Source organism: Natronococcus roseus (assembly GCF_043677095.1).
Classification (GTDB): Archaea; Halobacteriota; Halobacteria; order Halobacteriales; family Natrialbaceae; genus Natronococcus; species Natronococcus roseus.
In genome coordinates this window covers 50095-75171 of sequence record NZ_JBHLJR010000008.1, presented here as the reverse complement: position 1 = coordinate 75171, position 25077 = coordinate 50095, and the positions used below count along the sequence as shown (strand labels likewise).

Sequence of the window (25077 nt, the reverse complement as noted above, 5' to 3'; positions counted from 1 at the left end):
ATGGCACTCGAGGGACGACTCGAGGCGGACGTATCGTCGAACGGGGGAGCCGAGGCGGTTCGGTTCGAGTTCGCCGTGACGAACGCGGGCACCGACCCCGTCGAGCTTCGGTTCTCCGACGCCTGCAAGGCCGAGTTCGTCGTCGAGGACGAGGGACGGGAGGTGTGGCGGTACACCGACGGGCGGATGTTCGCCCAGATGATCAGCTCCGAGCGGATCGCTCCCGACGAGACCGCGACCTACGAGGCCGAGTGGGAGGAGCCACGCTCCGGCGAGTACACCGCCGTCGCGGAGCTGCGCGCCCAGGAGGGGAGCTGCGAGGCACGCACCGAGCTCTCGATCCAGTAGCCGACCGCTGGCGGCTCGCGGTCGACGGCCCGTCGCTCGCGTCGTCGGGAACGTCGGCGACACGCGCCCCCAGCGAAGTCCATAAACGGCACCCCTCCTAACGGCCGCGTATGCAAGCGCTGGTCGTCGCGGCACACGGGTCGCACCTGAATCCGGACGCTTCGGACCCGACCTACGCCCACGCCGACACCGTCCGCGAGACGGGGGCGTTCGACGAGGTCCGCGAGGCGTTCTGGAAGGAGGAACCGCACTTTCGGGACGTGATCCGCACCCTCGAGTCCGACGAGGTGTTCGTCGTCCCGCTGTTTATCAGCGAGGGCTACTTCACCGAGCAGGTGATCCCCCGCGAGCTTCGCCTCGAGGACTGGGACCCCGAGAAGTGGGACTCCGACGGGACCGAGGCCTCGCAGGTGACACTCGAGGCGACCGACGTCGGGAAGACGGTCCACTACTGCGGTCCCGTCGGTACCCACGACGCGATGACCGACGTGATCGTCCAGCGCGCCGAGAGCGTCACCGACGACCCCGACGTCGGCGACGGTGTCGGCCTGGCGGTCGTCGGCCACGGCACCGAGCGAAACGAGAACTCGGCGAAGGCCATCGAGTACCACACCGATCGAATCCGAGAGCGCGAGCGCTTCGACGAGGTGAAGGCGCTGTTCATGGACGAGGAGCCGGAGGTCGACGACGTCACCGACTTCTTCGAAAGCGACGATATCGTCGTCGTCCCGCTGTTCGTCGCCGACGGCTACCATACCCAGGAGGACATCCCCGAGGACATGGGGCTGACCGAGGACTACCGCCTGGGGTGGGACGTGCCGACGGAGGTCGACGGCCACCGGATCTGGTACGCCGGTGCCGTCGGCACCGAGGGGCTGATGGCCGACGTCCTCCTCGAGCGGGCGGCCGACGCCGGCGCGGAGCTGGGCGACGCCGTCAAGCGCGTTCGCGCGATGACGGCCGGAAGCAACGACGCGGCGACCGACGGGCCGGAGCCGAAGGCGGGGAACTGAGCGTGGCGGACCCGACAACCGACCTCGAGTCCCTGCTCGCCGCCGCCGACGACGACGAGGGAGTCGCCCTCGACGGCCTCGTTCTCGAGCAAGCCGACGACGAGACGTATACCCTCGAGACGCCCGATACTCGCGAAACCGGCCTCGAGAAAGGGGAACTCGAGGACGCCCTCGAGTCGGTTCCGGCGCTCGTCTCGAACTGGCGCTACTGGGACGCGATCGGCGGCGAGGGAACGGCCCGACGGGCCTTCCTCCAGTGGTGCGAGCGAGCCCCCCTGACCGACGCGACGACCGAGGACCGAACGCTCGAGGACGAGCCACTCGACGTATCGGCGCGCTACGACGCCCTCGAGGACGGAATCGTTCGAGAGTGGGGACAGCTCCGGATCGCCGTCGAGCTAGTCGACGGGAGTGGAGGCGAACGGCGATACGAACTCCGCCACGTCGATGATGCCGACCGCGCCCGCGAGGACCTCGAGCGCCGCGAGGACCCCCGCGACGCCCGCGAGCTCTCGACGTACGACGGAGAGGGGCGCTACCGCCCGCTGAAGACCGCGCCGACGCTGCGGTCGGGCTGGGTCTTCCCCGAGCTGTCGGGCCGAGCGCTCGTCGAAGCAGTCGACTTCTTCTATCCGGCGACGATCGCCAACTGGCACCGCGAGCGACGCGGCGAGCTCGACGTTGATCACTGGACCGAGACCGCCGAGCGCCAGACGGGAATCTACGACGTGATCGACGAGCTACCCCGCGAGGCCGTCGACTGGATGGCCGAGGCCTGCTGCGTCGACTCGCAGTGTCTCCGCCGCCGGGAGTGGGAGTACGAGGAGGGCGACGAGCTCGAACCCGAGGGCGGCGACGGTCCGTTCCCCTGTCGAGAACCCTGTTCGCTCGTCGTCGCGGCCGCACGAAAGTGGGCGATCCTCGAGTCGGAAGACGAGCGCACGTACGAACTCGAGCTGACGACGAGCGAACTCAACCAGCTCGCCGAGCTCATCGACGCGGTCGCGGACGGCCGGACCGACGAGATCCGGGAAGCGGACGTCAACGACGGGGCGAACCGCTACCGGGCGCGGTACCTCCGAGCAAAGCGCTTCGACGAGGACGGCGGGCTCGAGGCGACGAAGCGGGAACAAAAACGGTAGTAGTCGTTGAAGCTCAGTGTACTCCCGTTCAACGACTACCAGAGGGTCGGAATCGCAACCCGACCGCGGCGACGACGGTGACTGCGACGATGGCGAAGACGGCGACGGCGGCCGTCCCGCCGGCTATCGTGGCGACGGCGAGCCCAACGGCGAGCGCGACGACAACGGCGCCGAGCGCGAGTGCGGCCAGGGCTGCCGGCCCGACGTCGCCGGGCAGGCCGAGGTCGCCGAACAGCGGTTCTGCCGGATCGGACGACTGGGCGGTCGGGGACCGCTGTGGTTTCGCGAGGGACTCGTCGACCTCGACCCGATCGGGTCCGGGTTCGACGGTGACGGCGATCGCGGCCGATTCGGCGCCGTATCCCGTCGAGACCTCGAGGTATCCCTGAACCGGGTCCTCGAGTCCGCCCGCTTCCACCTCGATCGGAACCGGGGTTCGCGCGTCGGCCTCGACGTAGTAGTTCGACTGGGGGATCGAGGCGACGCGGGCGAGCTCGTCGTCGAGCCGGCAGTGGACGTGGGTCGGGGAGTCGTGGCCCTCGAGAAGCAGGGTGAACGACTCGGCGGTCTCGAACGTGGCGGTCGCTGCCTCGAGTCGCTCGGACGAGTCGCGGTTGACGTGGACGGTGACCGCTGGGGTGAACACGGTTCAGAGATGCGTTCAGGCGGGGGATTTGTCGCGCATGTCCGGCGGCAGCAGGTTCGGGATCCCGTCCTCGACGGGGTATCGCTCGCCGCACTCGGTACAGACGAGGGTTCCGTCGATGACCTCGTCGCCTTCGTATTCGGCGTCTTCGAGCTCCAGTTCGTGCTTGTCGAGCGGGCAGCAGAGGATCTCCAGCAGCGACTCCTTCATACTACGACAGGCGAACGCATACAGCAAAAGGCTTCGGGAACGCCTCGATGACGGCCGGATTCCCTCGAGCGCGACGCCCGTCGAACCGAGACGCCAAACTGCCCTACTCGTAGGGGTTCTCGACGACGACGGTCTCCTCGCGGCCGGGGCCGACGCCGACCGCGTAGATATCGGCTTCGAGCTCGTCGGCGACGTACTCGAGGTAGCTGCGGGCGTTCTCGGGGATCGCCTCGTACCCCTCGTCGGCGACCGCGCTCCAGTCGACGTCGTCCCAGCCGTCGAACGAGCGCAGGTTCGCCTCGCAGCGACCCCACTCCTCGGTCGTCGGCGGCATCGCGAGCAGCTCCTCGCCGTCGAGTTCGTAGCTGTGGCCGACCTTTACCTCCTCGAGGCCGGCGAGCACGTCGATGTGGTTGATCGCGAGGCCGGTGAAGCCGTTGACGCGCGCGGAGTGGCGCAACATGGGCATATCGAGCCAGCCGACGCGGCGCGGGCGACCGGTAACGGTCCCGTACTCGCCGCCCTCCTCGCGGATGTACGTTGCAAGCTCCTCGTTCTCGCCGTCGCCCTGTTCGTCGTAGTCGGGCGTGTCACCGACGACGCCGCCGAGTTCGGTCGGCAGCGGGCCGCTCCCGACGCGCGTGAGGTAGGCCTTGACGATGCCGATGATCTCACCGTCTGCGATGACGTTGGGGCTAAGGCCCGTGCCGACTGCTGCGCCGCCCGCGGTCGGATTCGAGGACGTGACGTAGGGGTAGTTCCCGTGGTCGATGTCGATGACGGTCCCCTGTGCGCCCTCGAACATGACGGTCTCGCCGTCGGCCATCGCGTCCGTGAGGAACGCGCTCGCGTTGACTGTCATGTTCCCCTCGGCGAGGCGCTGGCCGATCTCGCGGAACTCCTCGAAGAGCGCGTCGACGTCGAACGCGTCCGGGTTCTCGAGGGCCGAGACGTCGGCGCCGTAGACGTCCTCGACGAGCGCGCGCTTCTGTGGCACGACGTACTCGAGTCGGGCCCGGAGCACGTCGGGGTCGAGCAGGTCGCCGACGCGGACGCCGCGGCGGCCGGCTTTGTCCTCGTAGGTCGGGCCGATGCCGCGACCGGTCGTGCCGACTTCCTGATCGTCCTCGCTCTTGACGTCCTCCTCGATACCGTCGAGGACGCGGTGGAACGGCAGGATGACGTGGGCGCGTTCTGCGACCCGAACATCGGGATCGAGGCCTTTCTCCCGGAGCGTCTCGATTTCGTCGAACAGCGTCCGTGGGTTGACGACGCAGCCGTTGCCCAGCACGCCGACTTTCCCCCGGACAGCGCCGGAGGGAACGAGCGACAGCTTGTACTTCTCGCCGCCGTGAACGACGGTGTGGCCTGCGTTGTCGCCTCCCTGGTAGCGGGCGACGACGTCGGCGGCGTCGCCGTAGAGGTCGACGACCCCACCCTTGCCTTCGTCGCCGAGTTGAGACCCGACGATTGTGACGGTCATAACAGCGGCGGATTCTTGCCCGGCCGATAAACAGATTACGGTCTGTGCGGACGATCAACGGGGACGATGTCCACGAACGCGAATAGGTACCGCGACAGAGCGGCCCGCGCGCCGATCGTCCCTCCATCTCCGTGCAACGGGCGCGCACCCGTCGCCGCTTCCCCGCCGAACCGGTTCGGCGAGCCGAACGAATTCGTGACAGCGATCGCCTGCAGGCACGTGCGACCGGAAGCGTTAACTACTGACAGGAATTGACACACTGTTGAGAGTGGTCGTTTCACTCGCAGAGAGTAACTTTTAAAGGCCCCAAAGACAAGTTAACAAATGCCATGATAGACCGACTTGAGAAGGAAGTCGATATGTTGGAACGACATCTGCAGGTCCTGAAGATGGTTATCGAGAACGAGCCGATCGGGATCGTCAAGATGTCGAACGAGACGGGCTACCCCCACCACAAGGTGCGGTACTCGCTGCGGGTCCTCGAGGAGGAGAACCTCATCGAGCCCTCGAGTCAGGGTGCGATCAAGACCGAGCGCACTGCCGAGTTCGTCGACGACCTCGACGGCAAGATCGACGACATCGTCGACAAGCTCGACGGGATGAAGATCGAAGACGTCGCCGAGATCGAAGGGTAGTCTCTCTTTTGTCGTCGTTTTGCCCGCAGCGTCGGTAGCGGTGCGAACGTGCCCAGCGAGCGACGATTCGACTCGAGGCTACAGTTCGGGGACGGTAAGGTGGAACCCCTCCGACCGCGACTCGGCGAGACAGAGGTGATACCCCGCGTTGTTGACGTAGCTCAGCCGCGAGCCGCGGCTGAGAAAGCCGCTCTTGGTCGCCTCCTCGACGACCTCGAGCGCGCCGGGTTCGAAGTAGCTCCGGGTGACGACGAGCGCAGCCGCCAGCTCCGGGTGGCGATCGGCGACCGCCGCTGCGTCAGTTGCGACCGACTCGAGTCGGTCGCGCGAGACCGGCTCCCGAGAGTCGTTCAGTGCCGCCACGAGCAACGGGTGGCCCATCTTGTCGTAGGCGACGACGTCGAACGCGACCGTCTCGGCGCCGTCCTCGGCGTCGGCTCCGATCGAAAGCTCGCTTCGAAGCTCGACCCGGTCGATCCGCGTGATTCCCTCGTAGAGGTCGGCGAGCCCGTCCGCACGACCGGTATCTCGGATCTCGAAGAACAGCTCCGTCGTGAGCCACTCGAGGAACCGAAACTCCATCGAGTCGGTCAGCGCCTCGGCGAAGGGGACGCCGTCGACGGTGGCGCCGACGTCGTCGAACCGCGTGTGGTACTCGAGTCGCAGGTTCGCATCGACCTCGCTGCGGTCGACGCGGTCCTCGTGGGCCGTCCCGAGCGTGGGCTGGCTTCGCGAGTCGTACCGGACGAAGAGGTTCGTCTGCGAGAGCGCCTCGTCGATCCCGAGGTCAGGTCCGGACGAGGGTGACTGGCCCTCGAGTTCCGCCTCGAGAGAGTCGATCCGCGCTCGAAGCTCGGCGACGGTCGACGACAGTTCCTGATTTCGCGCGCGAAGCCGCTCCCGTTCGGCCTCGAGGCGTCCGACGGGGTCCTCGGTATCGCGTTCATCGCCGGGATCGGATCCCTCTGCGGGCGTCGTCGGCTCGGCTGCGCCGTCGGCTTCGGTCGGCTCCTCGGAGTCGGCCGAGGCGTCGGCGTCCGGTTCCGGCGCGTTCGATGGGGACGCCGGCGGCTCCTCGGCGGCGACAGCCCCGTCGCTCGGAGCGTTTGCGACGTCATCGTTCGGTTCCGAATCAACCGAGGGGACGCTCCGCGACTCCTGCCAGCGAGTCTCATCCTCCTCGAGGTCGTCCGTCTCGGCCGAGTCGTCGTCGTTCGCACTCGGAGTCCCCGCGGCGGCTGTCGCGGTCGCGTTCGATCCGGCCGGCTTCGGTCCGACGGTCGCTCGCTGCTGGCGATCGGATGCCGGATTCGGCTCGTCGGACCGCGAATGAGTCTTCGGGGCGCCAGCGTCTCCGGTGTCAGCTGCTGGCGGTGCGTCGACTGCGTCGGCGACGTCCGTAACCTCGACCTCGACGTCGATCACGTCGTAGATGCCGACCTCGTCGACCGCTCGCTCGAAGGCCTCCTCGCCGACGAGCAGTCGTTCGGCGTTACCGATGTACGCGACTGCCATCCGTCGGCCGCCGTAGTAAACCAGGTAGTAGTCCCCGCTGAGAACGTTCTCGCTCAGTTCGACGTAGCCGGTGAACGCTCCCTCCTGAAGGGTGTCGTCGACCTCCTCGAGAGGCGTCTCGTTCGTGTAGTACTGCCCCCGCGGCGCGCCGCGCTGGGCCTCCATCGAGCAGAGCAACGGGAGCGCCCGGTGGGGCGCTTCGTAGGCGATTCCGGATCCGTCTGCGACCGCCTCGAGGTCGCCGTCGATCACGCCGACGATACGTCCCCCGAGCAGGAACACCCAGGTGTCGTCGACGTCGACGGCACCGGAGAAGTCGGCGCCAGCAAGCGCGTGGAGATCCCCGTCGAACGGGCGGGAATCCCAGCGCTCGACGCGCTCTTGCGTGCGCGAGTCCATGCGACAACAACCAGGATCCGGGACAAATACGTTTCGTCTAGATCTTCGACTCGGCGTCCTCGGCGAGTTCCTTCATGCGTTTGCCGATCCGACCGGCGCTCGAGAACTCGTCCTCGCTCATCGCCTTCGCCAGCGCGTTGCCCAGCACGAAGACGGCGTGTTTGTGCTCGCTCTTCGATTTGTGGACGTGCGAGGGATCGACATCGAGCTGGCGGTACGGATCGAACAACTCCTCGTTGACCTCCTCGCGCTCCGAGAAGTACTCCATGATGACGACGAGTTCTTCGTGGAGTTCGAGGAGTTCGTCCTTGTGCATATCCACGTGTAAGGAGGGTTTTGGTTTAAGCATTGCGTGGCGACGCGTCGCAAAACAGCTACGTCGGGCGGAAAGGCCTGAAGACGGCCCGGTGACGGGACTCAGTCGGCCGCGACCGAGGACGTTCGGTCGCGCTGGCCGACGGGGAACCAGGCGAGTTCGTGGTCGGCGGTGACCCGCACCGCGACTCGCTCGTCCAGGTTGATCCGATCGGAGTGGTTGTGCATACACTCGATCGTCTCGCCGGTGTCGAGTTCAACTCGGTAGAGCACGGTCGGTCCAAGGTACCGGCGGTAAACCACGGTGCCGTCGGCGGGGGCGTCGGTGTCGGCGGCCGGGTAGGCCGTCACGTCGTCCGGGCGAACGAGGAGATCGACCGAGGTTCCGTTGTACTGCTCGGCGAGGCCGTTGACGTTGTCGCGTAACACCCGTCCGAGCGCGGTGTCGACGTGGTCACCTCGTACGTCCCCGGCGAGGAAGCTCGCGTGACCGAGAAAGCCCGCGACGAAGCGGGACTCGGGCTGCTGAAAGACCTGTTCGGGCGTGTCGATCTGTTCGATGTCGCCCTCGTTCATTACCGCGACCCGGTCGGAGATCGACAGCGCCTCCTCCTGGTCGTGGGTCACGGAGACGGCGGTGACGCCGGCGGCCTTGATGATTCGGCGAACCTCCTCGCGCATCTCGACGCGCAGGTCGACGTCGAGGTTCGAGAACGGCTCGTCCAGCAGTAACATCTCGGGTTCGGGTGCCAGCGACCGGGCGAGCGCGATTCGCTGCTGTTGTCCCCCCGAGAGTTCGTCCGGATAGTCCTCGCCGTGGTCCTCGAGGCCGACCAGCTCGAGCAGTTCATCGACCCGCGCTTCGCGGTCGGGTTCGTCCCACTCCTGTAGTCCGAACGCGACGTTCTCGCGGGACGTGAGGTGTGGAAACAGTGCGAACTCCTGAAAGACGACCCCCGTTCCGCGTTCCTCCGGCGGGACGAACCGGCCCTCGCCCGCGACCGAGGTCTCCTGGAGTCGGACGGTGCCCGCGTTCGGCCGCTCCAATCCTGCGATCAGTCGGAGCGTGGTCGTCTTCCCGCAGCCGGAGGGACCGAGGAGGGTGAGAATTTCGCCGTCGCGAACGGACAGCGAGAGGTCCGAGATCACGTCCTCGGTACCGTACCGTTTCGCGACGCTGTCGAGCTCGAGGACGACATCCTCGTCGGATTCCGGAGACGGGGTTCTCGACTGCCTTGCGTCGGTCGCCGACGTGAGTAGTTGTCCGTTCGCCATATCGATTTCCGGCGTCTGCCGGCGTACATTCGATTTAGGCGTGCCTAAAACACTTATAATTGCCGGTCGGTTCCCGCGGCCTGGGTTTAGAGTTCGACGCCGCTGGGGATGAGACTGTGCTGGCGGAGGAGGTTCCCGTCCTCGTCGTAGACCAGGAACGTGCCCTTGTCGTAGCTGACGAACTCCTCGCCGTCGAACAGGATCACGATCTCGTACCGACCGTCGCCGCTCCCGTTCTCGCCGTAGCCGCGTGCGGCCCGAATGAACCGCAGGACGTTGTCGGCGTCCTCGTTGAGTTCCAGCAGGAACTCGCCCGTGGTTCGGTTGGCGACGCTCACGACGCCGTCGGTTTCCTCCCCGAGCGGACCCTGGAGACGAAGGGCGGCGTCGGTCTCGCTCGCCTCGAGGACGTCCCCGTCGGGAGCGGTAAGGCGCTCACGGAGTGCCGTCGCTGGACCGGTGAAGTCGATCGATACCGACGGTTTCGCCGGCTCGCCGTCGGTCTCGACCCAGTCGACGTTGCTGACGTCCAGTGTGAAGTGCTCGCGCCTCATTCCGTACCCTCGCTTGGTACTCCCACCGTATGAACGTAACGCAAGACTACTCCGGTCTTCGACGGATCCGTCGATGGAGCCGGTTCGCGTGGGCAAACGTGGTCGTGACGACGACCGCTCGGGTCATCGAACGCTTTTTGCGCGCTCGCGCTCTCCGTGCGACCGAGATGGACCACCGGCGGGCCGTCCGCGACACGTACGATCGGATCGCGACCCACTTCGCCTCGACCCGCGAGTACGCCTGGCCCGAGGTCGAAGCCTTTCTCGAGGATCCCGTCCGGGAGGGGGCCGTCGGGCTCGACCTGGGGTGTGGCAACTGCCGCCACGCCCAGCTACTGGCCGACGCCGACGGGATCGACCGCGTGATCGGCCTCGACGTCAGCCGCGGGCTGCTCGAGACCGGGCGCGAACGGGCTCACGAGCGCGAGTTCGACGTCTCGCTGGTTCAGGGCGACGCCTCGAGCCTGCCGCTTACCGACGACAGCGTCGACATCGCCGTCTACGTCGCAACGCTGCATCACCTCCCGACACGAGCGAGCCGGCTGGCGAGCCTGGACGAACTCGCGCGCGTCCTCGCCCCCGACGGCCGCGCGCTGGTCAGCGCCTGGTCGACCGCCCACGACCGATTCGATGAGACGGAGGGGTTCGACACGACCGTCGAATGGACCCTGCCCGGCGGCGAGGCCGTCGATCGCTTCTACCACATCTACGACCCCACGGAGTTCGAACGCGACCTCGAGGCGAGCGACCTCGAGATCGTGGAATGGGAGCTCTCGAGCGGGAACTGCTACGCGACCGTCGCTGACACCGAACTGACGCGACGGTAATCGTCCTGCTACCGGTGCCGTTTCCCTCGGTTATTAGGTAGTAAAATAATGTCGTGCTTTTATGAAATCCACCTCTGAAGTTTCGAGTGCGATATGACGCGTCTCACTCGTCGTTCGGCGCTGCAGCTCGCAGGCGCATCGCTCGCCGCAGCTACCGTTCCCGCCGTTACCGCCGGCGAGGACGGCTGGACGTCCGTCGAGACGCCCGTCGACAGCACGCTCCACGACGTCTCCCATACGACGAGGAACGCACACGCGGTCGGTGACGGCGGCAGCGTCGTCGAACGCCGTACGGACGGCTGGGAGATCGTCCTGCAGGGCGGCCCCACCGGGAACGGCAACGACCTCTTCGGTGCGGCCGTAACCGACGACGGAGAACGGCTCTGGATCGTCGGCGCGAGCGGCGCGATCGGCGAGTACGACGTGACGACCGGGAACCTCGTCGATCGATCCGCACCCAACGATTTCACCGCGAACTTCAACGACGTCGCGGTCACCGGAGCCGCGGGCGACGCGGACGTGTACGTGGCCGACGACTCCGGATCGATCCACTACAGCTTCGAGAACGGCGAGGAGGGCACCTGGGAGTACACGGTCCCCGGTAGCGGCTCCGGTTTCCCCGCGATCGAGTTCCACAGCTCCCGCTCGGGCCACGCCGTCGATACCAACGGCCGCGTCTACGAGACCGACGACGGCACCACCTGGGAGCCGATCGGGATCGAGGACGCGGACGTGACGTTCTACGGCATCGACAGCGACGCCGCGGACGACGTCACGGTCAGCGGCGGCAACGCGACGATATTCGAGTACGATGGCAGCCAGTGGGTGCCCGAGAGCCTCGGCGACGCCGACCTCTTCGACGTCGACACCGACGGCGGCGACGGCTACGCGGTCGGCGGCGGCGGGACGATCTTCGAGTACGACGCCGGCGACTGGACGCGTAATCAGACTCCCTCCGGCGAGAACCTCCAGGCGGTCGCCCGCGGAGCGACCGACATCGTCGTCGGTGCCGGCGGCGAGATCCTCGAGCGATAGCGTCGGGTCGGCGCTCGAGACTCGACGGAATCGACCGTCGGGTTGAAACGGAATAGACTTAAACGAGGAGCGAAAACCGGAGAGTGCGCGCGGATGGTCTAGTGGTAGGACCTGAGCCTTCCAAGCTCATGGCCCGGGTTCAAATCCCGGTCCGCGCACTTTTCGACGAACGAACGTGAGGAGAAAATGCGCGAGAGGGATTTGAAGTAGAGAAACGCGAGCGACAGCGAGCGTTTCGCGTAGTTCAAATCCTGGTCCGCGCTCCCTCCAAAAGACGACACCTCGAGCGACCGACCTACCGCTTCCGACTCGAGCACTACCCCCGAATCGACCCCTTGCAGCTCCCGGCACCGCCACTACTGAAACTCGAGTCGGAGAACCGAGTATGGGCACCAGATACGAGGAAGGAGACGTCGTCGCGACGCCCGACGGCCGTGGCGTCGTCGCGGCCCTGCTGACCGAATCGTTCGAGTTCCCGCAGAACGGGGACGAGCTCGCCGAGGTCTCCGCGAACGACGACCAGCCCGCGTACGCCGTCGGCCTCGAGGCCGTCGGCTCGGCGGTCTACCGGGCGTCGGCCCTCGAGGCGAGCGACCTCGAGGACGAGGACGCGACCCAGGAGACCGACGAGGAGGCGCTGACCGAGATCGTTGACGAAGACGTCAACGGACTCGACAGCCTCCCGGAGGGGTGGGATCGGGACAGCGTCCTCGAGTACTGGTCGTCGATCGGCGGCTCCTGGGAGTCCTGCGTCAACGATATGACCGACGAGTTCGAGGAGGAGCGCGCGAAGGAACACTGTTCGGCGATGAAGGACGAAGTGATCCGAAGCGAGCGCTGGCGAAACCGGTTCTGAGCCGTCGATCGCCCCGTCGACCGAAATGGACCCAATCTGTTTTGGGGCCAGGGATATCCGGGAACGACCCCTCGTACCGAGTGTGGAGCAGCGAGCTCCCACTCTTCATAACCACCTTCAGTACCCGACAGCCGAGGCTGTCTCCACGGTTCGGTAACCGAATCCACGAGAGCGACGAACGGACGCAGGGCTCCCGTCGTCATGATCGCAGCGCCGCGAAAACGACCGCCGTCGCGAACGACACCGCCGCGATCTTGGCGGGTCGATCCGTTACTCCTCGTCGGCGTCCGAACTCGGAACGAGCCACTCGAGTTCGATCTCCAGTTCGATCTCGTCGTGGTCGTCGTCCTCGGGTTCGCGCTCGAGTTCGACCTCGAACTCGAGGCTGTCCTCGGGCAGCGCGACCGTCACCGACTCGTCGTCGGTCGACACCGTCAGCTCCTCGCCGTCCTCGAGTTCGTCGGCGAGGTTGCGCAGCCAGTCGGCGGCCTGTTCGGGCGACTGTTCGAGCTCCGCCTCGAGAAGTTCCTCCTCGTGATCTTCTTCGTCCGTCATCACCCACATAGAGGGAGCGTAAGCGGAAAAATCCGCCCGTTGAATTCGCCACTGCGGGAATCGGCAGGACGAACGAAAACGGGGCGTGACTCTTAGGCCCTGCGTCGACGAACGATCATCCGTGGAGTACGAACTACTGGGCTGGCCGCCGGACGGACCGAAACTTCGCCTCGACCACGAGCGGTTCAGCTACGCCGGGAAGTTCGTTATGACGAACACCGGAAAGGCCGTCGCGCGCGAGGACGGCGAACTCGTCGCGGCGATCGCGTTCAACGAGGACCGCACGGACGAGGCGACCCTCTGGCTGCGGTACGTAACGGTCGCCGGCGACCGCCGCGGGGAGGGGATCGGCCCAGAGCTCGTCCGACTCGTCCGAGATCGCGCGACTGAGCGCGGGTACGATCGCCTGCGGATCGCGGTCAACAATCCCTTCGCCTACGAGGCGCTGTACAGAGCGGGCTTTGGCTACACCGACGAGACGACCGGGATCGCGGAGCTGATCCTCGAGTACCCCGCTCCCGTCGACGGCTCGAGCGACGAGGACGCGACCGACGAGGGGACGAGCCGCGAGCGCTACCAGGCGGGGCTCTCGGCGTTTCGCGAGCGCGATCTCTCGACGGAGGAGGAGGCGTTCCTCGAGGCGCGGCGGGATCGTGGTCCACCCGACTCGAGCGCGCGCGGCGGGTGACCGATCCCGCGAAACGATCGCGAGCATCCTACTGGCGACGAACCACCCGTTCGCTGGCGCGCGGCGGCGCGGCGAGCGCAGCGAGACGCGCCGCGGACCGCGAGGGGCGAGCGAGCAGTCCGCGCGAGCGAGCCGGCTGGGGAGGGCGAGGCGTTCTCCCATCCTCGCGCGAGTGAGTGGGGTCTGTGCCCACACCACGCCCCTCTCCACGCTCGAGAGGGCATCACTCGAGGGACTCACTCGATAGCTTCTACCGTCGACGGCTACGAGCCGGAAGCCAACGATTCAAACCCCGACGCGTCCAACGACCAGTAATGGGTAACGCTGCACTGCGGGACATCGCGGTCATCGAGGACGTGCCGTTCGACGAGATCGAGGGCGTCATCGCCGTCGACGCCCACAACTGGCTCTATCGGTATCTGACGACGACGGTCAAGTGGACCTCGAGCGAGAAGTACACCACCTCCGACGGCACCGAGGTCGCGAACCTCATCGGTATCGTCCAGGGCATCTCTCGGTTCTTCGAGCACGACGTCACCCCCGTCATGGTGTTCGACGGCGGCCCCTCACAGCTCAAAGAAGACGAGATCGAATCTCGCCGGGAGCAGCGCCGAACGTACGAGGAACAGCTCGAGACCGCCCGCGAGGAGGGCGATCAGGTGGCCATCGCCCAGCTCGAGTCCCGCACCCAGCGGCTGACCCCGACGATCCAGGAGACGAGCCGCGAGCTACTCGAGCTGCTCGACGTGCCCGTCGTCGAGGCACCCGCGGAGGGGGAGGCCCAGGCGGCTCACGTGGTCAAACGCGGTGACGCCGACTACGTCGGCTCGGAGGACTACGACGCTCTGCTCTTCGGCGCGCCGCTGACGCTGCGCCAGCTGACGAGCAAGGGCGACCCCGAGCTGATGGATCTCGAGGCGACCCTCGAGCGCCACGACCTCACGCTGGAGCAGCTGATCGACGCCGCCATCCTCATCGGAACGGACTTCAACGAGGGCGTGTCGGGGATCGGGCCCAAGACGGCGATCAGCGCGATCACCGAACACGGCGACCTCTGGAGCGTCCTCGAGGCCCGCGGCGATACCGTCGAGTACGGCGACCGCGTTCGTCAGCTGTTCCGCGATCCGAACGTCACCGACGACTACGCCTTCGAGACGACGATCGAGCCGGACCTCGAGGCCGCGCGCGCGTACGTCACCGACGAGTGGGGCGTGGCGGCCGACGAGGTCGAGCGCAGCTTCGAGCGTATCGAAAAGCACACCTCCCAGACGGGACTCGACCGCTGGACCTGAAACGGGCCGTCAAGGCCCGTCGTTCACTGTTTTACCAGTCAAACGGTCCGCGGGCAGGCCTCGTGTCCTGCGCTTTGGGCTGACAGTCTGCCGAACCCGTTCGCCCGAACAGGTGATTTCCGCCGCGACGTCGGCGACGATCCACTCGTCGTTAGTAATCAGTTTAGCGCGCCGTCGTCGCTCGTCGCGACCCCTTATTTGACGCATAGTAATCCACCCGACTCCGGTACTCGAAATCGGGTGTACGCCTATGTCCCAACAGAACGAACGCGGCGCATCTCGTTCGGAGTCGACGGAGGATCGACCGCCGGAAGAGACGCGCGGATTCGCACCCGGCGCCTGGATGGCGTCGACCGCGGCTCAGACGATCGTCATGCTCGTCGGACTCGTGGTCGTGCTATTCGCTGTCGGACAGGCCGTGGGGGCCGATCTCCTCGGCATGGTCGGGGACGCGCTCGCGACCCAGACCGGACAGTGGTTCGCGGTAGCGGGTATCGCGATGATACTCGTCATCGCGGCCCTGCGCGCGATCAGCTACGGACGACCCCGGTAGTAGCGGACCGACGGACGGTCGCCCGGAGCTGACTGGTGCGACGTGGTGACGTAGCCCACCCCTTCTTTCCGAACCACACGACGGAGCGGCTGCCACGGTCGGGAGTGGCGGACGGGATCATTAGCTCAGTGCTGTCGAACCGACGACCCACCGTCGATCAGAACAGGTGGTCGTCGACGGTCCGCGCCGGGCCGCCGACGTCCCAGACCATCGTCTCGACGCCGCAGTCGCTCACTTCGTCCTCGACCCGGTCGACGTGGTCCTCGGTAGTGTTGACGTAGACGCTCGCGCCGGTGTCCGTCGAGAAGTAGACTGGCACGTCCTCCTCCTCGCGGAGCTGGCGCACCCGGTTGAAAATCTCGAGGGTCACCGGCTGCCAGTAGACCCACCCCGTTGGACCGGTCATGGTCGTCGCGGCCAGCGACAGCGAGTCGTGCTCGGCGAGTTCGAAGACCCGGTCGAAGTCGTCGCTCCGGAGCGCGTCGCGCATCTCCGCGATCTGGCCGTGGATGTGGGCGTTGCGGGCCTGGAACATGTGGCTGTCGGCGGCCTCGTCGTGGGCGTCCTCGGTCTCCTTGTGGTAGGGGACGAGTCCGACGACGATCTTGGCGTCCTCGTCGAGGTCGCTCGGAATCGCTCGAGAGCGACAGTCCTCGTCGTTCAATCCGGTGTGAAGCTGAGAGAACGAGCCGGTCACCGCGCGGGCGGCCGAGGCCGACCCGACGCGGGCGATCGTCGACACCGTCTCGAGATCTGCCTCGAGGCCCGCGGCCTCCGAGAGCGCCATCGCCGCTGCGGCGAAGCCCGAGGACGAGGACCCCAGCCCGACGTTCGTGGGAAAGCTGTTCTCGCTCTCGAGGCGAACGGGATCGGCGGCGTGGTCGGCGTCAGCCTGTTCTCGAACCTTCGCGACGACGCTATCGACCCGTTCGGCGGCCCGGCCCTCGAGGGTCTCGCCGTCGACGACGAACGTGTCGGCGTCGAGGTCGCTCGAGAACTCGACGGTCGTCTTCGTGTGGCTCGGCGCCGTACAGAGGCTGATGCTGTCGTGGTACGGCAGGCGCTTCTCGTCGTCGCGCATCCCGTGGTACTTGACGAGTCCCTGGATGGGGTGGGCGATCGCGGTCGCTTTCATACCGGATAGCCGGCTGAAGTGCGCTTAAAACCCACGACATCCGGGTGTGTGCCGTCTGCACTCCGTACGGAACCGCCGAACCGAACCCCTGAAATGGACGCCATCGAAAGAACGGGCCATGGGAACCCCGCTCGAGACCCCCGAGGAGCAGGCCGTCGAGGTCGTCGATCGGCTCGAGGCCGAGTACCCCGACTCGACGATCTCGCTGCGGTACTCGAACCGACTCGAACTGCTGATCGCCGTGATCCTCTCGGCGCAGTGTACCGACGAGCGCGTCAACAGCGAGACCGAACACCTCTTCGAGAAGTACGACGGCGCTGAGGACTACGTCGCCGTCTCCGAAGAGGAGCTCGCCGAGGACCTGAACTCGATCACCTACTACAACAGCAAGGCCGGCTACATCAAGAGCTCCTGCGAGACGATCCTCGAGGAACACGACGGCGAGGTGCCCGACACGATGGACGAGCTAACCGAGCTGTCGGGGGTCGGCCGAAAGACCGCGAACGTCGTGCTCCAGCACGGCCACGACGTCGTCGAGGGGATCGTCGTCGACACGCACGTCCAACGGCTCTCCCGTCGGCTCGGGCTCACGGAGGAGGAGCGTCCGGAGGCGATCGAGCAGGAGCTAATGGAGCTCGTTCCGGAGGGATACTGGCAGCAGTTTACCCATCTCTGTATCGACCACGGACGGGCGACCTGTACCGCCCGCAGTCCGGACTGCGACGACTGCGTGCTCGCCGACGTCTGTCCCTCGGAGAAGGGCGACAGCGAGGTCGACCTCGCATCGGGCGAGCCCTGGTAGTCGCGCCGAACTGGTTCGTCGGTTGCAGCCGTCCGTTGCAAGCCGAACGTCTTTTCGCCGCCCGTGTGAACCAACTCCCGAGATCACTATGTCCGACAACAACGAGACCGGCAAGGACGAGCACGGACGGGACGTCGAGCTAACCCACGAGGACGCGGACGCGGACGCCGAGGACGAAGACGAGGAGGGGCTGACCGAGGAAGAAAAGGAGGCCCGCGAACGACAGGACGAGGAGCAGCGCCGCCAGGATATCGAGCACAAGTCCGACGACCGCGAGGACGACGCCCTCGAGCACCAGAACCCGAACAACCACCGCGACGAGGAGCCCTTCGAGAGCTAACGTTCGTTCCCGCCGTCTCGCGCGTTGCCCCGTTTTCGTTCCGTCGTCCGAACTATACTGCGTGGATGATTTAATTAATACGGACTGGTACGTGTAGCTACACGAATGCTCCTGGCACTGACGACGGATCCGATCGCGACGTACCTCGCGGTGGTCGCAGTGCTCGTCGTCGTTCTCGGTCTGCTAGTCCTGATCAGCTACCTGCTCGTCCGCGGCGACGACCTCCAGCGGGCGGAACCCGAGGTCGACGCTCGAGGCGGTTGAGCCGAGTTATCGCCGGTGACATCCTCCTCGCCGTAAACGGCGAGGCTTCCCACAACAGTGGGATTCCGGCTGTGCCGTAGGTTTCAGTCCGAGTAGGCCGCGAGCGTCATCTGCGAGGATTTCTCGCTCGTCTCGCGGTGGACTGTGGCGCTGTCACTGGCGCTCCCGTTCCGAGGCGAGTCATCGCGTTCCGGTTCCCAAGGAACGCTCTCTCCCCACGGATTGACGCGACCGGCGATGTTCGCCGCCGCGTTGATATCTGCTTGGAGCTCTGTTACGTGGCAGTCGTCGTTCGTACACGTGAACTCGGCTTGCGAGCCACGAGAGCCGAGGTGTCCGCACGCGTGGCACGTCTGGGACGTGTAGCGCGGGTTCACGAACCGGACCGGGACTCCGTCCTCGGTGGCCTTGTCCTCGATCCGGCCTTGAAGCCGGGCGAACGCCCATGCGTGAAGGCGTCGGTTCATGTACTTGCCGTAGTCCAGATTCTCGCGGATATACGACAGATCCTCCATCACAATCACCGGGTTCTCGAAGGACCTGGCGTATTCGACGGCTTCCCGAGACGCCTTCTCGACAATATCCGTGAGCGCGTTCTGGTAGTGGTCGAAGCGTTCGTCCACTCGCCAGTCGGCGGCGTCACGTTCCTGAAGGCGCTTCAGGGTCGTGAACATCTCTTTGCGGAGGTGTCGCGCTCGACTGCCACTTTCGAGCATCGGTTTCGTCGGCGTGTTGCGCTTGAGGGCACAGCCCGTAATCAACGCAGATTCGCCGATATCGAAGCCGATGTACGTCTCGTCGCCGTCCGACTCGGTTTCTTCGACCGAGTACGTGACGGTAACGTGCAACACCCAGCTACTCCGGTTCTGCTGAAGCCGAATCTGACCGGCCTTCGCGTCCCCGCTAAGAATATCGTGCCAGAGCGATTCTTGCTCTGGATTGATTCGAAGCGGGATCCAGAAGTTCGTTCCGCGCCCCGGCAAGGGCACGTTCCAGCAAATCTCGTGGTGTCGAGATTCGTCCCGGTCGAACTTCGCGGCTTGGTTCGTGAGCCGGAGCGGGTGTTCGTCGTCTAACTCGCGGGCGTTGTACGTTTTCCGGAGTTTCGGGACGTAGCTACACAGCGCAGCCTTCGCCTGATACGGCAGGTCGAACGGCGTTACCACGTCGGAAACGCCGTTCATCGTATCGGCACCGGAGTCGAACGCATCGTGCAACGCCTCGCGGTAGGTGGAGAGGAGGCGACGGAGACGCAGCGCTTTCCCCTGTGTCGGTGGGGCAAGCGTCGCCTCGAGCGTTTTCGTCACCTCCTCTGCCATACCCATCTATACACATCCGCCACACTTATACATTACGGAGTTGTAGCGTGACGTGATGGAACGGAAGCAAATAACGATCCGAGAAGATCAAGTCGAATGGATCGACGAAAACCACATCAACCTATCCAGTCTCGTAAGAGGCTGCATCGACGAACGTATGGAATCCAGTTCCGCCGAGTAGCGGCGGCTGCGAAATCAAGTGACGCGATTCACGCCCGGCCTAAAGGCCGGGATTCTCTCGCTGTTTAAAGATAGTCCGCCGGTGGGACCAGCGTTCGGAGTTCGTCTTCGAACGTTAGCTCGACCGGCGATCCCACGGGTACGGACCGGACCGAGCGATCGTCGACGACCAGCGTGACGGGGCCCTCGTCGCGTTCGACCTGCAGTTCGAATCCGGGCGGGAGCACCCACTGGCGAGCGTGCGTCGCGAAGGGTGCGATCGGGGCGACAGCGACGGCCTCGAGCGCGGCCGAAAGTTCGGGCGCGTCGACGGCGCTCGCGTAGCCGTGAGTGCCGGCGGGCGTCGCCGCGACGACGCCGTCCGCCCGGAACGAGCCGACGAGTTCGTCGTTCGATCGAACGCTGTACTCCGAGATCTTGGCGGGTTCGGCGGTCACCAGCGTGACGTCGAACAGTCCGCGGTAGCGCTCTCCCTCGAGGGCGACCTCGAAGACCGGACGCGAGCGAACGCTGGCGGTATTCGAGAGGGTCGCCTCGAGCGCGTCGGCAACCGACTCGGCTGCGACCGACTCGAGGCCGATGTGCTCCCCGACCGGGAGCACCGGAACGTCGGAGGTCTCGCGGGCGAGTGCCGACAGCGCGTGCTCGCCGACGGCGACCACCACCGAGACCTCGCCGGCCGACAGCGCCGCAGCCGACCCCTCGACGACCGTCGACCCCGTGCGCTCGAGGGCACCACTCAGCGAGTCGGCGACTGCACTCCCACGGTCAGGTTCCTCGGCGACGACTCCGACGACGGCGCCGTCATCCGGCGGTTCCCACGCGGCGTCCATAGCTCGGCGTTCGCGCGGCCGATGCAAAAGGATACGGTTCCGCTACTCGTCGTACGGCCAGTCGCCGGTCACCCGTATCCCCTCGGCGAGGTCCTGGTCCTCGAGGTCGTCGATTATCTCCTCGGGCGAGCGAGGCTCGACGGACCGGTCCTTGCCCGCCAGGTCGACGACCAGATCGGTCAGCAGGATCGCCTGCTCGCGCAGGTCGCGCACCTCGAGTTTGTCGAGCGTGTCGGCGAAGGTGTGGCCCCAGCCCCGGCCCACGTCGTCGGAGGTCGACATCACGTGGTAGCCCGGAACGCCCCACTGGACGAACGGCCAGTGGTCGCTGTGGGGGCCGAGTCGAGGAACGATATCGACCGGGTGATCGTAGCGGTCGGCAACCGTCTCGGCCGCGTCCTCGAGCCCGTCGAAGCCGTGGGTCGTGAACTCGAGGGTTCGATCGCGGACGACGCCGTCGTTGTTGACGATCGCCTTGATCGCGTCGCGGTCGGCGGTCTCGGCGTGGTAGTTCGAGCCGACCAGTCCAACCTCCTCGGCGCCGTAGGCGACGAACTCGACGCGGGTCTCGAGGTCGTCCTCGCGGGCGGCGAGCGCGTTCGCGAGTTCGACGACCATCGCGGTACCCGCGCCGTTGTCCAGTGCACCCTCTGCGATGTCGTGGGCGTCGACGTGGCTCGTCACGAGCACGCGCTCGTCGGTGTCGGGGCCGAGTTCGGCGTGGACGTTCTGGCTCTCCGCGTCGTAGACGTCGGCGTCGACCGAGACCTCGATCGGCTCGCCGTCGAACCGCCGCGCCAGGCGGGCGCCAACTTCGCTCGAGACGCCGACGGCCGGGATCTCGCCGATCGGATTTTCGGGGGTGCCGACGCTGCCGGTCGGCGGCAGACAGCCCTCGACGTGGTTGCGGTAGACGAAGCCGGCGGCGCCGGCCTCGACGGCGTGGTAGTACTTCTCTCGGCGGTGGACGTACCGGTCCGCGTAGCTCGGGATGTCGCTTCGGACCATGACGACCTTATCCTCGAGGTCGGCCTCCTCGAACTCTTCGGGCAGGCCGTACCCCAGATCGACCAGCGGTGCCTCGACACCGTCCGCGGGGCTGCGCGGCAGCGCGATACAGTCCTGGCTCGTCTCGCCGGCGACGATCGAACTCTCGCCGCGGCTCCAGCCCTGGATCTCGAAGGACTCGAGCCGGGCGTTCTCCGCGCCAGCGTCTTCGAGCGCGTCGCGGGTCAGTTCGGCGGCCTCGCGCTCGCCCGCGCTGCCGGCCATCCGATTCCCGACGTCGACCAGGTCCTCCAGGTGATTCCAGCCGACGTCGCTTCGAAACAGCTCGCCGATCCACGTACTCATGCTCGCACCGTCTCCCTGGCGCCGTGTAACGGTATCGGCTTCGACGACGGTGAGTACGCTCTCTGACAGTTCGCCACGGCGTGGCACTCCCGCGAGCGCGACCGTCCGCGAGCGTGGGGAGACACGCGGAACTGAATCTTTTTTACCTCGCTCCCACTCGAGGGTGGTATGCGGGAGACGCTTGCCGAGTGGCAGCCGGCTATCGACGAGGCGATCGCCGATCTCGTACCGCGCGAGGTCGAGGGGGAGTACCTCGAGGACTTTTTCGGCGAGCCGACCTACGAGTACGACCCGGAGGGGATCCAACGGGCGCTATCCGACCCGCTCTGGGAGCTGCTCGATCGGGGCGGCAAACGCTGGCGGGCCGTACTGTTTCTGGTGTTCATCGATTCGTTCGGGGAGGATCCGGAGGAGTACCTGCGTTACGCCTGTATCCCGGAGATCCTCCACAACGGAACGATCATCGTCGACGACGTGGAGGACGAGGCCGCGATGCGCCGGGGGGAGCCGGCCCTCCACCACGTCTTCGACGAGGACATCGCGCTCAACGCGGGCAACGCGATGTACTTCCTGCCGCTGAAGATCCTGACCCGAGAACAGGCGGAGCTGCCGGCCGAGCGGCGGCTGGCCGCCTACGAGATGCTGATGGACGAACTCAATCGGACCCACCTCGGTCAGGGAATGGACATCTGCTGGCACAACGAGAGCGAGGTGCGGGTCACGCCGGAGCAGTACCTCGAGATGTGCGCCTGCAAGACCGGCTGTCTGGGGCGGATCGTCGCCCGGCTGGCCGCGATCATCACCGACCAGCCCGCCGACGTCGAGGCGGCAGTCGCCAGCTACGCCGAGCTGACCGCTGTCGCCTTCCAGATCGGCGACGATATCCTGGACGTCGAGAACTCGCTCGGCCGGGCCGGGGAGTTCGGCAAGGAGTTCGGCAACGACGTCCGCGAGGGGAAGAAGACGCTGCTCGTGATCCACGCCATCGAGGAGAGCGACCCCGAAACGGCTCGTCGACTCGAGGCGATCCTCGAGGCCGACGACAACACCGACGAGGAGATCGGCGAGGCGCTGTCGATCTTAGAGGAGGCCGGCAGCATCGAGTACGCCCGCGAGCACGCCCTCGAGCTGGCGACTGAAGCTCGAGCGGCGATCGACGGACTCGAGTTCGATCCCGAGAACGAGCGCAAGCTCCGGGAGTTCACGGAGTTCGTCATCGACCGCGACGTCTGATACGGATCGCTGTGACGAGTTGCCGGCGCAACCGCGATAGCTGTTTTCGCTCGAGGCTATCCGGTCCCGATCAGGACAGACCAACAGAAAACACATTTGACTGATTCGCAACTCGACCGGTATACCCGTTTTCGAGTGGACAGGGGGCGTACTCTTCGTGGCAGTCGTCGCGTTCGTGATTCCGGTTCTCGTCGGCGGATGGATCTACTACGATGCGAACCGAGCGGAAGTCGCGTATCCAGGTCCGTGGGCGTACGGCGTCGCGGCGCTGTTCGCCGCAGGATTCGTCCTCGGGCTCTTCGCACTGGCCGCGTACAGTTCGTACAAGAGCGACACGGACCAGGGTTCGATCGAAGCGTACAGTAGTCATTGAAAGGCAGTATACTCCTGCTCGCGAATCGGTGGCCGACACGACCGATGCTGCCAGTTCGAGTGCGAGCGACGGGTAACTCGTTTCGACGACCACTGTGACTCGAGAGACGTCTCGAGCGCTGACGACGCGTCCGGGGCATCGATCCGTTCGGCTCGATTTGGGCAGGTACTACACGCGGCAGGTCCTACGGGCCGATATGACCGACCGTTCGACCGAAACCGAACAGCCGCCCACTTCGAGCCCCTGGCCCGTTCTGATCGCCGCCGGACTCGTCCTCTCGGAAATCGGCATCCTCGTCGACGTCCTCCCGGTCGCGATCGGCGGCCTCGTGCTCCTCGCGTCGAGCGTCACTGGTTTCATTACGGAGTCGGGCCACGCCTCGAGCCCCTGGCCGCTCGCGATCGGCTTCGGCGCCCTCTTCGTCGTGCTGGGTGCGGGACTGTACGCCGTCGGCACGGAACAGGTCGTCGCTGCCGACGGCGATCCGTTCGGCCTCGCGACCCGGGGCGTCGCGCTTGCGACCGCGGGTGTCGCGACGGCCGTCGGTGCCGTCGTCCTGCGATACCGTCGCGGGTAGCCGTCCGCGCCGAACACGGCCTCCCCGCGTTCGCCCGAGAAACCGACAACCGTCTAACGTCCGCTCTCGAACCGTCAGCCGTGGCTACTGACTCCGACCGACGCGACGGCCGATCGCTCGAGAGACGGCGTCTTGCCGTCGCCCTCGGATTCGCGCTCGTCCCCGCGTCGGCCGCGCTCGGAGCGCTCCTCGGCTACACGATCCCGGCCCGCACCGGGGTCGAGGACGTGACCGTCCTCGAGATCACGTTCGTCGCCTCGCCGACGACGGGGGCGCTGTACGCCGGCGTGACGGTCGGGGTCTTTCTGGCGACGTTGGCGTTCGTGTTCGCGTCGATCGCACGTTTCGAGGACGACTGATCAGGCCGACTCGGCCTCGACGTAGATCCGATCGGCCTCGGGGACCTGCTCCCGGATCGCGACCTCGGCGGCGTCGACCGTTCGCTCGAGGTCGGCCGTCTCGAGGTCCGATCGGAAACGGACGTCACACGCCACGAGTACCGACTCGGGACCAAGGTGCATCGTCCGCAGGTCGAGCAGTTCCTCGACGCCGTCGACCGCGCGGATCGCGTCGACGATCGCGATCCGCTCGCGGTGGGTCACGCCCTCGCCGACGATGAGGCTGCGGCTCTCCCAGGCCAGCGCCAGCGCCAGGCCCATCAGCAGGAGTCCGATGACGATACTCGCCGCCGCGTCGTAGACGACCGCACCGGTGCGGTCGGTGAGGTAGATTCCGCCGATCGCGACCAGCACGCCGACGACCGCGACGAAGTTCTCCGTGGCCGCGGTGAGCAGTGAGGGGTCCTTGGAGCGCCGAAACGTCTCGAACAGCGAGCGAAAGCCCTTCGCCTCGCGCTCGGTTTGCATCCCGCCGTAGGAAGTGTACAGCGCGTAGGACTCGAAGATCAGCGCGACGCCGAGGACGACGTAGTTGATCGTCACGTCGGCGTCGTCGACAGATCCACCGGCGTCGAGTGCGGCGTACCCCTCCCGGACCGAAGCAAAGCCGGCGATCCCGAACAGGAGCACGGTGACGACGAACGCGAAGAAGTACTGCTCCTTCCCGCGGCCGAACGGGTGTTTGCGGCTCGCGCCTTCCTCGCTGAGCCGAAATCCCAGTAGCAACAGTCCCTGGTTGGCGACGTCGGCGAGCGAGTAGTACGTCTGACTCAGCATGCTCACGTTGCCGGTGAGCAGGTAGGCGACGAACTTCGCGATCGCGATCACGAGGCTCGCGACGAGCGAGACGAGGACGACGAGACGCGTAGAGACCATCGACAACGTCCCCTATCGCACCGGCGATAGAATAGGTTCGGGAGGGAGTGGCA

Annotated in this window: 30 protein-coding genes and 1 tRNA gene; 18 read left to right on the top strand and 13 right to left on the bottom strand. The window is 66.2% G+C overall.

What is annotated here, in order from left to right:
* The 3 genes from ACFEMD_RS19940 to ACFEMD_RS19930 all read left to right on the top strand — a co-directional run bounded on the left by ACFEMD_RS19940 (position 1) and on the right by ACFEMD_RS19930 (position 2503).
* Complete coding sequence (locus ACFEMD_RS19940; protein WP_394743034.1) at positions 1–348, top strand: BsuPI-related putative proteinase inhibitor; 348 nt, start codon at positions 1–3, stop codon at positions 346–348.
* Positions 349–458: 110 nt separating this feature from the next.
* Positions 459–1361 carry a CbiX/SirB N-terminal domain-containing protein gene (locus tag ACFEMD_RS19935; RefSeq protein ID WP_394743033.1) on the top strand — a complete coding sequence of 301 codons (903 nt, stop codon included), beginning with the start codon at positions 459–461 and terminating at the stop codon, positions 1359–1361.
* Between the two features lie 2 nt (positions 1362–1363).
* Positions 1364–2503 carry a DR2241 family protein gene (locus tag ACFEMD_RS19930; protein WP_394743032.1) on the top strand — a complete coding sequence of 380 codons (1140 nt, stop codon included), beginning with the start codon at positions 1364–1366 and terminating at the stop codon, positions 2501–2503.
* Between the two features lie 28 nt (positions 2504–2531).
* Here the strand turns inward: ACFEMD_RS19930 and ACFEMD_RS19925 are convergent, their stop codons facing one another.
* The 3 genes from ACFEMD_RS19925 to ACFEMD_RS19915 form a co-directional block, all read right to left on the bottom strand.
* A complete protein-coding gene (locus ACFEMD_RS19925; RefSeq protein ID WP_394743031.1) occupies positions 2532–3149 on the bottom strand; it encodes a DUF7524 family protein in 618 nt (205 codons plus the stop codon).
* A gap of 15 nt (positions 3150–3164) precedes the next feature.
* A complete protein-coding gene (locus ACFEMD_RS19920) occupies positions 3165–3359 on the bottom strand; it encodes a methytransferase partner Trm112 (RefSeq protein ID WP_005556217.1) in 195 nt (64 codons plus the stop codon).
* A gap of 103 nt (positions 3360–3462) precedes the next feature.
* The gene (locus ACFEMD_RS19915; protein ID WP_394743030.1) at positions 3463–4842 is read right to left on the bottom strand and encodes an adenylosuccinate synthase; all 1380 of its coding nucleotides are present in this window, start codon (positions 4840–4842) and stop codon (positions 3463–3465) included.
* A gap of 329 nt (positions 4843–5171) precedes the next feature.
* Between ACFEMD_RS19915 and ACFEMD_RS19910 the strand changes: the two genes are divergently transcribed.
* Entirely contained in the window at positions 5172–5477 is a 306-nt protein-coding gene (locus ACFEMD_RS19910; RefSeq protein ID WP_005556221.1) for a hypothetical protein, read from the top strand.
* A gap of 78 nt (positions 5478–5555) precedes the next feature.
* Here the strand turns inward: ACFEMD_RS19910 and ACFEMD_RS19905 are convergent, their stop codons facing one another.
* From ACFEMD_RS19905 to ACFEMD_RS19890, 4 genes are all read right to left on the bottom strand, one after another.
* The gene (locus tag ACFEMD_RS19905; protein WP_394743029.1) at positions 5556–7391 is read right to left on the bottom strand and encodes a DUF7527 domain-containing protein; all 1836 of its coding nucleotides are present in this window, start codon (positions 7389–7391) and stop codon (positions 5556–5558) included.
* Positions 7392–7428: 37 nt separating this feature from the next.
* Positions 7429–7707 (bottom strand): UPF0058 family protein, encoded by a 279-nt coding sequence (locus tag ACFEMD_RS19900; RefSeq protein ID WP_394743028.1) that lies wholly within the window; start codon positions 7705–7707, stop codon positions 7429–7431.
* A 101-nt stretch (positions 7708–7808) separates the two neighbouring features.
* Positions 7809–8981, bottom strand: coding sequence for an ABC transporter ATP-binding protein (locus ACFEMD_RS19895; RefSeq protein ID WP_394743027.1), 1173 nt, complete (start codon positions 8979–8981; stop codon positions 7809–7811).
* Positions 8982–9067: 86 nt separating this feature from the next.
* Complete coding sequence (locus ACFEMD_RS19890) at positions 9068–9535, bottom strand: DUF5793 family protein (RefSeq protein WP_394743026.1); 468 nt, start codon at positions 9533–9535, stop codon at positions 9068–9070.
* A gap of 167 nt (positions 9536–9702) precedes the next feature.
* Between ACFEMD_RS19890 and ACFEMD_RS19885 the strand changes: the two genes are divergently transcribed.
* From ACFEMD_RS19885 to ACFEMD_RS19870, 4 genes are all read left to right on the top strand, one after another.
* Entirely contained in the window at positions 9703–10362 is a 660-nt protein-coding gene (locus ACFEMD_RS19885) for a class I SAM-dependent methyltransferase (RefSeq protein WP_394743025.1), read from the top strand.
* A gap of 93 nt (positions 10363–10455) precedes the next feature.
* Entirely contained in the window at positions 10456–11397 is a 942-nt protein-coding gene (locus ACFEMD_RS19880) for a WD40/YVTN/BNR-like repeat-containing protein (protein WP_394743024.1), read from the top strand.
* 87 nt (positions 11398–11484) lie between these two features.
* Positions 11485–11555 (top strand) — tRNA-Gly (locus tag ACFEMD_RS19875).
* A 227-nt stretch (positions 11556–11782) separates the two neighbouring features.
* Positions 11783–12253: a hypothetical protein gene (locus ACFEMD_RS19870; protein ID WP_394743023.1), complete on the top strand. Its 471-nt coding sequence runs from the start codon at positions 11783–11785 to the stop codon at positions 12251–12253.
* A 270-nt stretch (positions 12254–12523) separates the two neighbouring features.
* On the opposite strand, the gene ACFEMD_RS19865 is transcribed toward ACFEMD_RS19870, so the two are convergent.
* Positions 12524–12808, bottom strand: a complete 285-nt coding sequence (locus tag ACFEMD_RS19865) for an amphi-Trp domain-containing protein (protein ID WP_394743022.1) — start codon at positions 12806–12808, stop codon at positions 12524–12526.
* Positions 12809–12929: 121 nt separating this feature from the next.
* Between ACFEMD_RS19865 and ACFEMD_RS19860 the strand changes: the two genes are divergently transcribed.
* The 3 genes from ACFEMD_RS19860 (at position 12930) to ACFEMD_RS19850 (ending at position 15341) form a co-directional block, all read left to right on the top strand.
* On the top strand, positions 12930–13496 hold the full coding sequence (locus ACFEMD_RS19860) for a GNAT family N-acetyltransferase (RefSeq protein ID WP_394743021.1): 567 nt from the start codon (positions 12930–12932) through the stop codon (positions 13494–13496).
* Between the two features lie 314 nt (positions 13497–13810).
* Complete coding sequence (gene fen, locus ACFEMD_RS19855) at positions 13811–14788, top strand: flap endonuclease-1 (RefSeq protein ID WP_394743020.1); 978 nt, start codon at positions 13811–13813, stop codon at positions 14786–14788.
* Between the two features lie 250 nt (positions 14789–15038).
* Positions 15039–15341: a hypothetical protein gene (locus tag ACFEMD_RS19850; protein WP_394743019.1), complete on the top strand. Its 303-nt coding sequence runs from the start codon at positions 15039–15041 to the stop codon at positions 15339–15341.
* A 157-nt stretch (positions 15342–15498) separates the two neighbouring features.
* Here ACFEMD_RS19850 and mvaD read toward each other — a convergent pair whose 3' ends face one another.
* Complete coding sequence (gene mvaD / locus ACFEMD_RS19845) at positions 15499–16476, bottom strand: phosphomevalonate decarboxylase MvaD (RefSeq protein WP_394743018.1); 978 nt, start codon at positions 16474–16476, stop codon at positions 15499–15501.
* A gap of 118 nt (positions 16477–16594) precedes the next feature.
* Between mvaD and nth the strand changes: the two genes are divergently transcribed.
* The 3 genes from nth to ACFEMD_RS19830 all read left to right on the top strand — a co-directional run bounded on the left by nth (position 16595) and on the right by ACFEMD_RS19830 (position 17882).
* The gene (gene nth, locus ACFEMD_RS19840; protein WP_394743017.1) at positions 16595–17278 is read left to right on the top strand and encodes an endonuclease III; all 684 of its coding nucleotides are present in this window, start codon (positions 16595–16597) and stop codon (positions 17276–17278) included.
* 88 nt (positions 17279–17366) lie between these two features.
* Positions 17367–17618 carry a hypothetical protein gene (locus ACFEMD_RS19835; protein ID WP_394743016.1) on the top strand — a complete coding sequence of 84 codons (252 nt, stop codon included), beginning with the start codon at positions 17367–17369 and terminating at the stop codon, positions 17616–17618.
* A gap of 105 nt (positions 17619–17723) precedes the next feature.
* On the top strand, positions 17724–17882 hold the full coding sequence (locus tag ACFEMD_RS19830) for a hypothetical protein (protein ID WP_394743015.1): 159 nt from the start codon (positions 17724–17726) through the stop codon (positions 17880–17882).
* Positions 17883–17965: 83 nt separating this feature from the next.
* Here ACFEMD_RS19830 and ACFEMD_RS19825 read toward each other — a convergent pair whose 3' ends face one another.
* The 3 genes from ACFEMD_RS19825 to ACFEMD_RS19815 form a co-directional block, all read right to left on the bottom strand.
* Positions 17966–19201, bottom strand: coding sequence for an RNA-guided endonuclease TnpB family protein (locus ACFEMD_RS19825; RefSeq protein ID WP_394743014.1), 1236 nt, complete (start codon positions 19199–19201; stop codon positions 17966–17968).
* A gap of 245 nt (positions 19202–19446) precedes the next feature.
* On the bottom strand, positions 19447–20214 hold the full coding sequence (locus ACFEMD_RS19820) for an NAD(+)/NADH kinase (RefSeq protein ID WP_394743013.1): 768 nt from the start codon (positions 20212–20214) through the stop codon (positions 19447–19449).
* A 42-nt stretch (positions 20215–20256) separates the two neighbouring features.
* A complete protein-coding gene (locus ACFEMD_RS19815) occupies positions 20257–21567 on the bottom strand; it encodes a M28 family peptidase (protein WP_394743012.1) in 1311 nt (436 codons plus the stop codon).
* Between the two features lie 168 nt (positions 21568–21735).
* Here ACFEMD_RS19815 and ACFEMD_RS19810 point away from each other — a divergent pair, with 168 nt between their 5' ends.
* The 4 genes from ACFEMD_RS19810 to ACFEMD_RS19795 all read left to right on the top strand — a co-directional run bounded on the left by ACFEMD_RS19810 (position 21736) and on the right by ACFEMD_RS19795 (position 24109).
* Positions 21736–22800 carry a polyprenyl synthetase family protein gene (locus ACFEMD_RS19810; protein ID WP_394743011.1) on the top strand — a complete coding sequence of 355 codons (1065 nt, stop codon included), beginning with the start codon at positions 21736–21738 and terminating at the stop codon, positions 22798–22800.
* 157 nt (positions 22801–22957) lie between these two features.
* Positions 22958–23173: a hypothetical protein gene (locus tag ACFEMD_RS19805; RefSeq protein WP_394743010.1), complete on the top strand. Its 216-nt coding sequence runs from the start codon at positions 22958–22960 to the stop codon at positions 23171–23173.
* Positions 23174–23369: 196 nt separating this feature from the next.
* Positions 23370–23750, top strand: coding sequence for a DUF7541 family protein (locus tag ACFEMD_RS19800; RefSeq protein WP_394743009.1), 381 nt, complete (start codon positions 23370–23372; stop codon positions 23748–23750).
* 80 nt (positions 23751–23830) lie between these two features.
* Positions 23831–24109: a hypothetical protein gene (locus tag ACFEMD_RS19795; protein WP_394743008.1), complete on the top strand. Its 279-nt coding sequence runs from the start codon at positions 23831–23833 to the stop codon at positions 24107–24109.
* Here the strand turns inward: ACFEMD_RS19795 and ACFEMD_RS19790 are convergent, their stop codons facing one another.
* Positions 24110–25024: a cation diffusion facilitator family transporter gene (locus ACFEMD_RS19790; RefSeq protein ID WP_394743007.1), complete on the bottom strand. Its 915-nt coding sequence runs from the start codon at positions 25022–25024 to the stop codon at positions 24110–24112. It lies immediately after the preceding gene.
* Positions 25025–25077: the final 53 nt, after the last annotated feature.

Coding starts and splice junctions, on each gene's coding strand:
- ACFEMD_RS19940 (WP_394743034.1), top strand. CDS start 1: ATGGCACTCGAGGGACGACTCGAGGCGGACGTATCGTCGAACGGGGGA.
- ACFEMD_RS19935 (WP_394743033.1), top strand. CDS start 459: ATGCAAGCGCTGGTCGTCGCGGCACACGGGTCGCACCTGAATCCGGAC.
- ACFEMD_RS19920 (WP_005556217.1), bottom strand. CDS start 3,359: ATGAAGGAGTCGCTGCTGGAGATCCTCTGCTGCCCGCTCGACAAGCAC.
- ACFEMD_RS19915 (WP_394743030.1), bottom strand. CDS start 4,842: ATGACCGTCACAATCGTCGGGTCTCAACTCGGCGACGAAGGCAAGGGT.
- ACFEMD_RS19910 (WP_005556221.1), top strand. CDS start 5,172: ATGATAGACCGACTTGAGAAGGAAGTCGATATGTTGGAACGACATCTG.
- ACFEMD_RS19905 (WP_394743029.1), bottom strand. CDS start 7,391: ATGGACTCGCGCACGCAAGAGCGCGTCGAGCGCTGGGATTCCCGCCCG.
- ACFEMD_RS19900 (WP_394743028.1), bottom strand. CDS start 7,707: ATGCACAAGGACGAACTCCTCGAACTCCACGAAGAACTCGTCGTCATC.
- ACFEMD_RS19895 (WP_394743027.1), bottom strand. CDS start 8,981: ATGGCGAACGGACAACTACTCACGTCGGCGACCGACGCAAGGCAGTCG.
- ACFEMD_RS19890 (WP_394743026.1), bottom strand. CDS start 9,535: ATGAGGCGCGAGCACTTCACACTGGACGTCAGCAACGTCGACTGGGTC.
- ACFEMD_RS19885 (WP_394743025.1), top strand. CDS start 9,703: ATGGACCACCGGCGGGCCGTCCGCGACACGTACGATCGGATCGCGACC.
- ACFEMD_RS19880 (WP_394743024.1), top strand. CDS start 10,456: ATGACGCGTCTCACTCGTCGTTCGGCGCTGCAGCTCGCAGGCGCATCG.
- ACFEMD_RS19870 (WP_394743023.1), top strand. CDS start 11,783: ATGGGCACCAGATACGAGGAAGGAGACGTCGTCGCGACGCCCGACGGC.
- ACFEMD_RS19865 (WP_394743022.1), bottom strand. CDS start 12,808: ATGACGGACGAAGAAGATCACGAGGAGGAACTTCTCGAGGCGGAGCTC.
- fen (WP_394743020.1), top strand. CDS start 13,811: ATGGGTAACGCTGCACTGCGGGACATCGCGGTCATCGAGGACGTGCCG.
- ACFEMD_RS19850 (WP_394743019.1), top strand. CDS start 15,039: ATGTCCCAACAGAACGAACGCGGCGCATCTCGTTCGGAGTCGACGGAG.
- mvaD (WP_394743018.1), bottom strand. CDS start 16,476: ATGAAAGCGACCGCGATCGCCCACCCCATCCAGGGACTCGTCAAGTAC.
- nth (WP_394743017.1), top strand. CDS start 16,595: ATGGGAACCCCGCTCGAGACCCCCGAGGAGCAGGCCGTCGAGGTCGTC.
- ACFEMD_RS19835 (WP_394743016.1), top strand. CDS start 17,367: ATGTCCGACAACAACGAGACCGGCAAGGACGAGCACGGACGGGACGTC.
- ACFEMD_RS19830 (WP_394743015.1), top strand. CDS start 17,724: ATGCTCCTGGCACTGACGACGGATCCGATCGCGACGTACCTCGCGGTG.
- ACFEMD_RS19825 (WP_394743014.1), bottom strand. CDS start 19,201: ATGGCAGAGGAGGTGACGAAAACGCTCGAGGCGACGCTTGCCCCACCG.
- ACFEMD_RS19820 (WP_394743013.1), bottom strand. CDS start 20,214: ATGGACGCCGCGTGGGAACCGCCGGATGACGGCGCCGTCGTCGGAGTC.
- ACFEMD_RS19815 (WP_394743012.1), bottom strand. CDS start 21,567: ATGAGTACGTGGATCGGCGAGCTGTTTCGAAGCGACGTCGGCTGGAAT.
- ACFEMD_RS19810 (WP_394743011.1), top strand. CDS start 21,736: ATGCGGGAGACGCTTGCCGAGTGGCAGCCGGCTATCGACGAGGCGATC.
- ACFEMD_RS19800 (WP_394743009.1), top strand. CDS start 23,370: ATGACCGACCGTTCGACCGAAACCGAACAGCCGCCCACTTCGAGCCCC.
- ACFEMD_RS19790 (WP_394743007.1), bottom strand. CDS start 25,024: ATGGTCTCTACGCGTCTCGTCGTCCTCGTCTCGCTCGTCGCGAGCCTC.